Origin of the sequence: Arthrobacter sp. B6 (assembly GCF_001663775.1) — a bacterium.
Classification (GTDB): Bacteria; Actinomycetota; Actinomycetes; order Actinomycetales; family Micrococcaceae; genus Arthrobacter.
Genome location: NZ_KV467168.1, coordinates 2,718,780 through 2,730,059, shown reverse-complemented (window position 1 = coordinate 2,730,059; position 11,280 = coordinate 2,718,780). Strand labels below are relative to the sequence as shown.

The following is an 11,280-nucleotide window of genomic DNA, read 5'->3' as shown; positions in this document are numbered from 1 at the left end:
TGCCGCTCCACAGATGCTGCTGAAGAAGACTACTTCTTCTTGGCGACTGCAGCCTTCAGCTTGGAACCAGCGGTCAGCTTGACGCTGTGGCCGGCGGCGATCTGGATGGTCTCGCCGGTCTGCGGGTTGCGGCCGGTGCGTGCTGCACGGTCGGTGCGCTCGACGGCGAGCCAACCCGGGATGGTGATCTTCTCGCCCGCGGCGACAGAGGTCTCGAAAACCTCGAACAGTGCATCGAGAACGGAGTTGACGGCTGCCTGGCTGGTGCCGGCCTTGCCTGCTACCTCTGAAACAAGTTCACTACGGTTCTTAGCCATTGATGTCCTCCTGGACGGTCATGATTTCTGGAGCCTGCACGCGGCATGCGTACAAGCCACTGTTCGAAAACTTACCAGCTTGGACCGGCGGGGACCGCAAATTCCGCGTGTTTCCGCGACTTTTTGACTAAAATCACCCGATTTTAGGGGATTTGTGCCGGGAATTGCGCCCACAGCGGACGCTCAGCCGAACGTCCTGCCCCGTCCCAGGGGATGCTCTCTCATTTGTTGCGGGTTTTGCCGGGATGCTCTCTCGCTTTTGTGCCGTCCGGACAGTGTATGACGGCGGTGCGGTGTTGGGTGCCCCTGGTCGGGTTCCGCGGGGTGCAAGAGGGTCGCGTGAAAAGGTGCAGGATGTGGGAGAGGGTCGCGCGGAAGGCTGCAGGGTGTGGGTGAGGGTCGCGCGGAGCGTTGCAGGGTGTGGGTGGGGGTTGCGTGGAAGGGTGCAGGTGATGGGTGGGGGTTTGGTGGGTTAAATGGGTCAGGCCCCGACGTGTTTGTCGGGGCCTGAGCCTAATTTATGTCCGGCGGTGACCTACTCTCCCACACCCTCCCGGGTGCAGTACCATCGGCGCTGTGGGTCTTAGCTTCCGGGTTCGGAATGGGACCGGGCGTTTCCCCCACGCTATGACCGCCGTAACCCTGTTACCCGTCACACGCCGCCAGGGGGCGGGTGTGTGGGAAGTCTGTGGTTACAACATGTTCCTGTTAGGGAACTGTGGTGTTGTTATTTAGTTGTGTTCCGCAAGCAACGTTTGGTTTGTTGTTTGGGAACCACATAGTGGACGCAAGCAGTCTTGTTTCTTTTTACCCTTTTCGTGGTGTGAACGTCTTTTGAATGCCGTTCACGAAAGGGGTGTGTGGTGTAAGTTATCGGCCTATTAGTACCGGTCAGCTTCACGAGTCGTTAGTCCTCGCTTCCACATCCGGCCTATCAACCCAGTGGTCTGGCTGGGGGCCTCTCACACACAAGGTGTATGGAAATCTCATCTCGAAGCGAGCTTCCCGCTTAGATGCTTTCAGCGGTTATCCCATCCGAACGTAGCTAATCAGCGGTGCACTTGGCAGTACAACTGACACACCAGAGGTTCGTCCGTCCCGGTCCTCTCGTACTAAGGACAGCCCTTCTCAAATTTCCTGCGCGCGCAGCGGATAGGGACCGAACTGTCTCACGACGTTCTAAACCCAGCTCGCGTACCGCTTTAATGGGCGAACAGCCCAACCCTTGGGACCTACTCCAGCCCCAGGATGCGACGAGCCGACATCGAGGTGCCAAACCATGCCGTCGATATGGACTCTTGGGCAAGATCAGCCTGTTATCCCCGAGGTACCTTTTATCCGTTGAGCGACGGCCATTCCACAATGTACCGCCGGATCACTAGTCCCGACTTTCGTCCCTGCTCGAGATGTCTCTCTCACAGTCAAGCTCCCTTGTGCACTTACACTCGACACCTGATTGCCAACCAGGCTGAGGGAACCTTTGGGCGCCTCCGTTACTTTTTAGGAGGCAACCGCCCCAGTTAAACTACCCATCAGGCACTGTCCCTGACCCGGATTACGGGCCGAAGTTAGATGTCCAAAGTGACCAGAGTGGTATTTCAACGATGACTCCACCCGAACTGGCGTCCGGGCTTCAACGTCTCCCACCTATCCTACACAAGCCACTCCGAACACCAATACCAAACTATAGTAAAGGTCTCGGGGTCTTTCCGTCCTGCTGCGCGTAACGAGCATCTTTACTCGTACTGCAATTTCGCCGAGTTTATGGTTGAGACAGCGGGGAAGTCGTTACTCCATTCGTGCAGGTCGGAACTTACCCGACAAGGAATTTCGCTACCTTAGGATGGTTATAGTTACCACCGCCGTTTACTGGGGCTTAAATTCTCAGCTTCGCCTTGCGGCTAACCGGTCCTCTTAACCTTCCAGCACCGGGCAGGAGTCAGTCCGTATACATCGTCTTGCGACTTCGCACGGACCTGTGTTTTTAGTAAACAGTCGCTTCCCCCTGGTCTCTGCGGCCCCGATCCCCTCCCACCAGCAAGTGGTGTTCAAGGTTGGGGCCCCCCTTCTCCCGAAGTTACGGGGGCATTTTGCCGAGTTCCTTAACCATAATTCTCTCGATCGCCTTAGTATTCTCTACCTGATCACCTGTGTCGGTTTGGGGTACGGGCGGCTAAAACCTCGCGTCGATGCTTTTCTCGGCAGCATAGGATCACCAAATCCCCCCAAACGGGGGTCCCATCAGATCTCAGGCATCATGAACAGCGGATTTGCCTACCGTTCGCCCTACATCCTTAGACCGGGACAACCATCGCCCGGCTTGGCTACCTTCCTGCGTCACACCTGTTAATACGCTTGCCTCCCAGGATCAGGTCCTGCGCTCCACCAAAACCCTCACACCACAAGGGTGATCGGGCAGGTCTCGGGCAGTTAGTATCCCCTGTTCAGCATGGGCGGTTTTTCGCCGGTACGGGAATATCAACCCGTTGTCCATCGACTACGCCTGTCGGCCTCGCCTTAGGTCCCGACTTACCCAGGGCAGATTAGCTTGACCCTGGAACCCTTGATCATTCGGCGGACGGGTTTCTCACCCGTCTTTCGCTACTCATGCCTGCATTCTCACTCGTGTAGGCTCCACCGCTGGTTTACACCGCGACTTCACTGCCCACACGACGCTCCCCTACCCATCCAGACGCCTGAACCACAAGGGCTTAGCTAATATCTGAATGCCACAACTTCGGCGGTGTACTTGAGCCCCGCTACATTGTCGGCGCGGAATCACTTGACCAGTGAGCTATTACGCACTCTTTTAAGGATGGCTGCTTCTAAGCCAACCTCCTGGTTGTCTTCGCAACTCCACATCCTTTCCCACTTAGCACACGCTTAGGGGCCTTAGTTGGTGGTCTGGGCTGTTTCCCTCTCGACTATGAAGCTTATCCCCCACAGTCTCACTGCTGCGCTCTCACTTACCGGCATTCGGAGTTTGGCTGACGTCAGTAACCTTGTAGGGCCCATTAGCCATCCAGTAGCTCTACCTCCGGTAAGAAACACGCAACGCTGCACCTAAATGCATTTCGGGGAGAACCAGCTATCACGAAGTTTGATTGGCCTTTCACCCCTACCCACAGCTCATCCCCTCCATTTTCAACTGAAGTGGGTTCGGTCCTCCACGACGTCTTACCGTCGCTTCAACCTGGCCATGGGTAGATCACTTCGCTTCGGGTCTAGATCACGCCACTGCAACGCCCTATTCAGACTCGCTTTCGCTACGGCTTCCCCACACGGGTTAACCTCGCGACGTAACACTAACTCGCAGGCTCATTCTTCAAAAGGCACGCCGTCACAACTACTATGCACACAAGGTGCGGCTGCTCCGACGGATTGTAAGCACACGGTTTCAGGTACTGTTTCACTCCCCTCCCGGGGTACTTTTCACCTTTCCCTCACGGTACTGGTCCGCTATCGGTCATTAGGGAGTATTTAGGCTTATCAGGTGGTCCTGACAGATTCACACGGGATTTCTCGGGCCCCGTGCTACTTGGGATACTCTCCAGGCGGCACTCAACATTTCGGTTACGGGGCTCACACCCTCTACGGCCGGCCTTTCAAGACCGTTCACCTATGCCAGCACATCACACCCCACTGTCCCGGCAGAGACAGTACGGAAAGTCCCACAACCCCGACCATGCAACGCCCGCCGGCTATCACACATGGAACGGTTTAGCCTGATCCGCGTTCGCTCGCCACTACTGACGGAATCACTATTGTTTTCTCTTCCTGCGGGTACTGAGATGTTTCACTTCCCCGCGTTCCCTCCACGCACCCTATGTGTTCAGATGCGGGTCACCAGGCAACTCGCGCCCCTGGCGGGGTTTCCCCATTCGGACACCCTGGGATCACAGTCCGGTTATCGACTCCCCCAGGCTTATCGCAGATTCCTACGTCCTTCTTCGGCTCCTAATGCCAAGGCATCCACCGTGTGCTCTTAAAAACTTGACCACAAAAGATCAAGGAGTAATTTTCGAGAGAACCACAGAAACCGCTCCACACACCAAAAAGGCATGCGAACCAGATCCAGGTTCATATTCTTGGAAATTGCTTCTTATAAAAGATGCTCGCGTCCACTATGTAGTTCTCAAACAACAACCCCAAACCACACACCCCACACACAACCCCAAAGGGCCAACGCATGCGATCGATGCAGCCAGGAAACCAGAAACAAACAAACACCAGAACCCTCCCTCACAGAAGAACCCCGGCCCTGTTGCCTCAGGACCCAACAGTGTGCCAAACACTAAACCACCCAAACCCCCACCCCGCCGTTCCAGAACACCCAAAGAGCATCCGTACTAGACCAGGACAAGAACCAGGCAGCCGCTATCCGTTGATATTCCACCCTTGAGCACCCGCCGCAGAACTTACGTCTGCGCAACGGGCATATACTCCTGACAAACCCCCACCAACGCATACACGCAGCAGGAACCTGTAGGTGCTCCTTAGAAAGGAGGTGATCCAGCCGCACCTTCCGGTACGGCTACCTTGTTACGACTTAGTCCCAATCGCCAGTCCCACCTTCGACAGCTCCCTCCCACAAGGGGTTAGGCCACCGGCTTCGGGTGTTACCAACTTTCGTGACTTGACGGGCGGTGTGTACAAGGCCCGGGAACGTATTCACCGCAGCGTTGCTGATCTGCGATTACTAGCGACTCCGACTTCATGGGGTCGAGTTGCAGACCCCAATCCGAACTGAGACCGGCTTTTTGGGATTAGCTCCACCTCACAGTATCGCAACCCTTTGTACCGGCCATTGTAGCATGCGTGAAGCCCAAGACATAAGGGGCATGATGATTTGACGTCGTCCCCACCTTCCTCCGAGTTGACCCCGGCAGTCTCCTATGAGTCCCCGCCATCACGCGCTGGCAACATAGAACGAGGGTTGCGCTCGTTGCGGGACTTAACCCAACATCTCACGACACGAGCTGACGACAACCATGCACCACCTGTGAACCGGCCCCAAAGGGGAAGGACTGTTTCCAGCCCGGTCCGGTCCATGTCAAGCCTTGGTAAGGTTCTTCGCGTTGCATCGAATTAATCCGCATGCTCCGCCGCTTGTGCGGGCCCCCGTCAATTCCTTTGAGTTTTAGCCTTGCGGCCGTACTCCCCAGGCGGGGCACTTAATGCGTTAGCTACGGCGCGGAAAACGTGGAATGTCCCCCACACCTAGTGCCCAACGTTTACGGCATGGACTACCAGGGTATCTAATCCTGTTCGCTCCCCATGCTTTCGCTCCTCAGCGTCAGTTAATGCCCAGAGACCTGCCTTCGCCATCGGTGTTCCTCCTGATATCTGCGCATTTCACCGCTACACCAGGAATTCCAGTCTCCCCTACATCACTCTAGTCTGCCCGTACCCACCGCAGATCCGGAGTTGAGCCCCGGACTTTCACGGCAGACGCGACAAACCGCCTACGAGCTCTTTACGCCCAATAATTCCGGATAACGCTTGCGCCCTACGTATTACCGCGGCTGCTGGCACGTAGTTAGCCGGCGCTTCTTCTGCAGGTACCGTCACTTTCGCTTCTTCCCTACTGAAAGAGGTTTACAACCCGAAGGCCGTCATCCCTCACGCGGCGTCGCTGCATCAGGCTTGCGCCCATTGTGCAATATTCCCCACTGCTGCCTCCCGTAGGAGTCTGGGCCGTGTCTCAGTCCCAGTGTGGCCGGTCACCCTCTCAGGCCGGCTACCCGTCGTCGCCTTGGTAAGCCATTACCTCACCAACAAGCTGATAGGCCGCGAGTCCATCCAAAACCACAAAAAGCTTTCCACCCCCCACCATGCGATGAGGAGTCATATCCGGTATTAGACCCAGTTTCCCAGGCTTATCCCAGAGTTAAGGGCAGGTTACTCACGTGTTACTCACCCGTTCGCCACTAATCCCCGGTGCAAGCACCGGATCATCGTTCGACTTGCATGTGTTAAGCACGCCGCCAGCGTTCATCCTGAGCCAGGATCAAACTCTCCGTTGAAGTAAAACAAAAACAGACACAACCACCAACCCCGGGAAAACGGGATAAAACGGCTGCACAAAATTTGAAACCAGCTGTAAAAACCAAACCACACCACAGGGGCGGCACGATCTGGCCAAAACAACCAATCAATAAAACAATTGGTATCAACAAACTTGGCACACTATTGAGTTCTCAAACAACAGACACACCCGGCACCACCACAACCAAACAACAGCCATGGATCGCTCCGGAGCAACTTTTCAAACTTACCCGGTTTCGAGGGGCTTTGCAAATCAGCGTTTTCGCGATTTCCTGCCCAGACGAACCGGCCCCGCCTGTGTCCGGCACGCTAAGAAACGTGCCGTTTTCAGGCTGTTGAAGAAGGGGGTTTGTCACTATTTTTCCGCTTCAGCGGCGGCGACTCAGAAAACAATACACGGCCGGACCCCCCACGGCAAATCCACATTGCGGGATGCCGCTGGCCCCCGAAATCCCTGTATTTACAGGGATTTCGGGGGCCTTATGCATTGCCCCGACGGTCCAGCCGCTCAAATCACCCGCTATGGGGTGGGTCACACGAGCACCACCCGCGGCGAGGGCAGTCAGACCATCAGTTCCGGACCCGCAAAACCACACTGAAATCAGCTTTCCGGGGTGTGAGCCGATACGCCTCGAGTACTCCTGGGCCGCACGCTGCCGTACCCACCCCCCGGCGCGCAGTGTCGATGTACACGTAGGCCCGGCCGTCAGGGACGAGGTCCGTCCGGTGCTTTGCGGCGTCGAGGACGTCCAGGCTGTAAGGCCGGACCGTCAGGGCGAAGGGAGCGCCCGCGATCTCCAGCGTGCCGGCGTCGAGCTCTATGGACGCGGAGTGCACGCCTGACCGTGCACCGGACTCTTGCGGCCGAACGTAGTCGACGTCCATACCCTCCAGAGGCATGGTGAACCAGCCGGTCTTTGTGCCCTGCCCGGTGTCGGGGTAGCCCTGGTGCGGCCCCTGGCCGAACCAGGCCACGGTACCGGCCTCGGCCCCCAGCACGAGCTCGAGACCGATCCGCGCCCACTCGACGGGAAATCCGGCGTTGGTCCAGTCCCCGTCCGGACGGACCTGGGTCCGCAGCCCCACAGCGTCTCCGTTGGTGCTCCACGAGTAGTCAACCAGCACTCCGTACTGCTTGTCCGCCGCGGCCAGCCGCGTGCGTACGGTCAGGATCTCCCCGCCACCCGGGGCCGGGTCCGCGGAGATGCCAAGCAACCGCGGGTGCAGCCGGTTGAGCCCGGCCTCGGCCCATTGGGTGGCAAGCGTCCGCCGATCGGGCCCCGCCCATTCGCTGCCCAAGTCGTTGTCCGTTGGTGCCCACCAGAGCACCAGGCGGAAGTCGTCGACAGGGACACTGCCAATGGAGAGGGGCCGCCCCGAGGCCCGGTCGAATACCACAGGTCCCAGTTGAAGTGCAGTCGGCGAAACGCCCACCGCCTCAATCGGCCCAGGCCTCTCGGCCAGCGCAACGTCGTGGACCGACTGGCCCCATGCGAGTTCATGGCCGGCCTCGGCCCAGTCCGTGCCGACGGCAAGGACGGCGCTGACGGTGAGGACGGCTGCGCGTCCGCCGGCGAGCGACGCCAGGCCGGCAGGAAGGTCAGCGAACGTTTCCCCGCGTGGCTCCAGCGGCAAAATGTCCACCAGGCCGTCCGCGAGCACCGAACCGCCGTCGCCCGCACCGCCGTCGGCCTCCAGCACGTACCGGAAGCTGAGCGCCGAGGTATCGGCGAAGTCGAAGCCGTTCCGTACTGTGAAGCCGGACCAGTCCTCTGCCACGGTGAGGCGCAGGGGTTCGATGACCTTCTTGAAGTCAAGCAGCCCGGGCCGCGGGTTGCGGTGCGCGTCCACCAGGCCGTCGGTCACAAAGTTGCCGTCGTGAACTTCCTCGCCGAAGTCGCCGCCGTACGCGAAGTGCTCACGGCCGCCTGCGTCCATGACCGTGATTCCGTGCTCCAGCCACTCCCACACGAAGCCGCCCATCAGCCGGGGATACCGGTCAAAGAGCTCCTGGTATTCGGACATGCCGCCGGGGCCGTTACCCATGGCATGGACGTACTCGCACAGCACAAAAGGCATGGCACGACGGCGGGCATCCAGCCCTGGATCCTCCAGCGGCTCCTCGATTCCCTTGCCGATCAGCTCCGTCTCGGCCTGGCTGGCGTACATCCGCGAATAGACGTCGACGTAGGCCGAGCTCCAGTCGCCCTCGTAGTGGATGGGCCGGGACGGATCCCTGTCCTTGGCCCAACGGGACATGGCCGCCAGGTTCCTGCCAGTGCCCGCCTCGTTGCCCAGGGACCACATAATGACGGCGGCGTGGTTCTTGTCCCGCTCCACAGTCCGCCGCATCCTGTCCAGCAGCGCCGGCTCCCATCGCGGGTCGTCGCTGGGATTCTGGTTCCAGCCCGCACTCTCAAAACCGTGGGTCTCCAGGTCGCATTCAAGCACCACGTAGAAGCCCAACTGGTCGGCAAGGGCCAGAAAGTCGGGGTGCGGCGGGTAATGGGAGGTACGGATGGCATTGATGTTGTGTTGCTTCATGAGCCGCAGCTCCGCCTCCACAACGTCGCGGGGCACCACACGGCCCAGCCTGGGGTGGTGCTCGTGGCGGTTTACTCCACGCAGCAGGATCCGTTGGCCGTTGACCTTGAATTGGGCGTCCTCGATAGTGATGCTGCGGAAGCCGAGCTGCAGCGTCACGGTCTCGCCGGGTGCGCTGACAGTCGCCTCGTAAAGCCGGGGCAGCTCCGCCGACCAGGGCGAGACGGCCGGGACTCGGTGTTCGGTGCCGGCGTCCAATTCCAGGCTGAGTTCCGGAACACGCACGACGGCGGCAATCGCCTCACCGGCGCGGCTCACCTCAACACGCAGGATGCCTTCGCCTGTCTTGTGGTCATAGTCGGCGTGCACAAATACGTCGTCGATTCCCTGGTCCGGCCTGGCCTGCAGGGTGACGTCGCGGAAGATTCCCGGCAACCACCACATGTCCTGGTCCTCCACGTAGCTCGCGGCGGAGAACTGCGCTACACGGACGGCCAGCATGTTGGCGCCGTTTTTCAGGATTCCAGTGACATCAAATTCGTGCGCCAACCGGCTCCCGCGCGTGGTGCCCAGTTCCGTGCCGTTGAGCCATACCGTGGCGGCGGAGTCGATGCCATCGAACCGGAGGATGGCCCGGGGGAGGAATTCAGGGCCCGCCTCGAATTCCACCAGGTGATCCCCAATTGGGTTTGCGTCCTGCACATGGGGCGGCTCCACGGCAAAGGGAAACTGCACGTTCGTGTACGCCGGTGCGCCATGCCCGTGCATGGACCAGCTGGAGGGAACCGGCAGTCCTGTGAACCCGCCGAGGTCCTCGCCAAGCTGCCAGCCGTCCCGCGCTGCCTGCCGAATTCCGGGGCTGAGGCGGAACTGCCACTCACCGTTGAGGGACTTCCTGGGGGCGTCGCTTTCGAGGTAGGCGCGGGCCGGCAGGGTGCCGCGGGCCGGTTCCAGGGACGCCAGGGCCTCGACGTCGTCGACGCCAATGTCCAAGGCGCGGCTCTGCGGCTGCGGGGAGGTCTTCGCCGGGGTCCCGGCCGGCGCAGAGGGAGACTGAACTGACATGGGATTTTCCTTGCTAAAGGGTTGCTTAGGGCCGCGTTCGGCGCCGTTCCAAATACTTCGTGAACGTTCACGAACTTGTTAAGACTATCCGGCGGCAGGCGATTTGGGTAGGGCCCTTCTAGGCCGAGCCGCGGATGGCGAGCTCATGGCGGAGCGTCAGGTGCGAACCCGCCCCGTACGGCGGCAGGGCACCCGTCAGCAGCCCGTCCAGAAGGTCGACGGCGGCCCGTCCCACGTCGCGCAGGTCCAGCGAGAGGGTGGTCAACTCCGGGGTGATCAGCAAGCCCAGCGGGATGCCGTCCATACCGATCACGGCACAATCGCGCGGAACCGAACGGCCGCTGGCTGCCAGCCCCTTCAGCGCACCTGCTGCCATCAGGTCATTGAACGTAAGGAGCCCGTCCACGGCCGGATACTCGGCCACGAGGGATCCGACGGCATCGCGTGCCCCCTCAGCGGAATCACGGGAATGGACCACTGTGAGTTCTATGCCGAGATCTGCGGCAGCCCGGCTAACAGCAGCACCCCTGGCGGAGAGCAGCGTGGCAGGCCCCGCATCAAGGTAGGCAAGACGGGTGCTGCCGATGGCGCCCAGACGCTCCAGAGCCAGTCCGGCCGCAAATGAGTAATCGAAGGAGATGCCGCCGGCGGTCAAGCCGGCTGGCTCATCCAGTACCACCACGGGGCGCTGACCCAGCAAAGCCTGGGCCTTGTCCGCACTGGGACCCAGGTAGCCGATGACGGCATCTACCTGTGGGGACAGCCGCTTCACGGCATCCAGGCTGCTGCCACTTCCGTGGCCAAAATCATCCACCACCACATTCCAGCCACGCAGCGTTGCCATCTCCACGACGCTGGAGGCAAAGGCGGGAAAGTACGGGTTGGTGAGGTCAGGTATGGCCAGCCCAATTGCGGTGCGGGCACCCTGGACGAGACCCTTAGCATAACGGCTGGGTGTGTAGCCCATCTCGCGGGCGAGCTGCTGGACGCGTTCGCGCGTATCCTGCCTGATCCCGGTCATGTCGTTCATCGCCCGCGTCACCGTCTGGCGCGAAACACCCGCTGCAGCGGCGACGTCGAGGATCGTGGCGCGCTTGGCGGACCGGCCAGGGGAGGAGCTCATAAACCGTAATTCTAGGGCTACGGTCAGGGGAGGCCCTCCCACTTGTTTGGTGGTTAAAGTGGGAGAACCCCCCGACACGTGTGTGTTGGGGGGTTCTCGACCTTAATGGTTGTCCGGCGGTGACCTACTCTCCCACACCCTCCCGGGTGCAGTACCATCGGCGCTGTGGGTCTTAGCTTCCGG

3 protein-coding genes and 3 rRNA genes are annotated in these 11,280 nt (G+C 60.0%); all 6 read right to left on the bottom strand.

Annotated features, from left to right (window positions below):
- Positions 1–29 precede the first annotated feature (29 nt).
- On the bottom strand, positions 30–317 hold the full coding sequence (locus tag AU175_RS12070) for an HU family DNA-binding protein (protein ID WP_056341443.1): 288 nt from the start codon (positions 315–317) through the stop codon (positions 30–32).
- Positions 318–839: 522 nt separating this feature from the next.
- Positions 840–956: ribosomal RNA gene (gene rrf / locus AU175_RS12065) — 5S ribosomal RNA — on the bottom strand.
- A 221-nt stretch (positions 957–1,177) separates the two neighbouring features.
- A 23S ribosomal RNA gene (locus tag AU175_RS12060) occupies positions 1,178–4,316 on the bottom strand.
- Positions 4,317–4,817: 501 nt separating this feature from the next.
- Positions 4,818–6,343: ribosomal RNA gene (locus AU175_RS12055) — 16S ribosomal RNA — on the bottom strand.
- Together the 16S, 23S and 5S rRNA genes form the textbook arrangement of a ribosomal RNA operon.
- 592 nt (positions 6,344–6,935) lie before the next feature.
- Positions 6,936–9,974 (bottom strand): glycoside hydrolase family 2 TIM barrel-domain containing protein, encoded by a 3,039-nt coding sequence (locus AU175_RS12050; protein WP_082979129.1) that lies wholly within the window; start codon positions 9,972–9,974, stop codon positions 6,936–6,938.
- 118 nt (positions 9,975–10,092) lie between these two features.
- Positions 10,093–11,097 carry a LacI family DNA-binding transcriptional regulator gene (locus tag AU175_RS12045; protein ID WP_066289084.1) on the bottom strand — a complete coding sequence of 335 codons (1,005 nt, stop codon included), beginning with the start codon at positions 11,095–11,097 and terminating at the stop codon, positions 10,093–10,095.
- Positions 11,098–11,280 lie beyond the last annotated feature (183 nt).

What these genes read in the sequence shown, in the direction of transcription:
- AU175_RS12070 (WP_056341443.1), bottom strand. Translation starts at nt 317, where the DNA reads ATGGCTAAGAACCGTAGTGAACTTGTTTCAGAGGTAGCAGGCAAGGCC.
- AU175_RS12050 (WP_082979129.1), bottom strand. Translation starts at nt 9,974, where the DNA reads ATGTCAGTTCAGTCTCCCTCTGCGCCGGCCGGGACCCCGGCGAAGACC.
- AU175_RS12045 (WP_066289084.1), bottom strand. Translation starts at nt 11,097, where the DNA reads ATGAGCTCCTCCCCTGGCCGGTCCGCCAAGCGCGCCACGATCCTCGAC.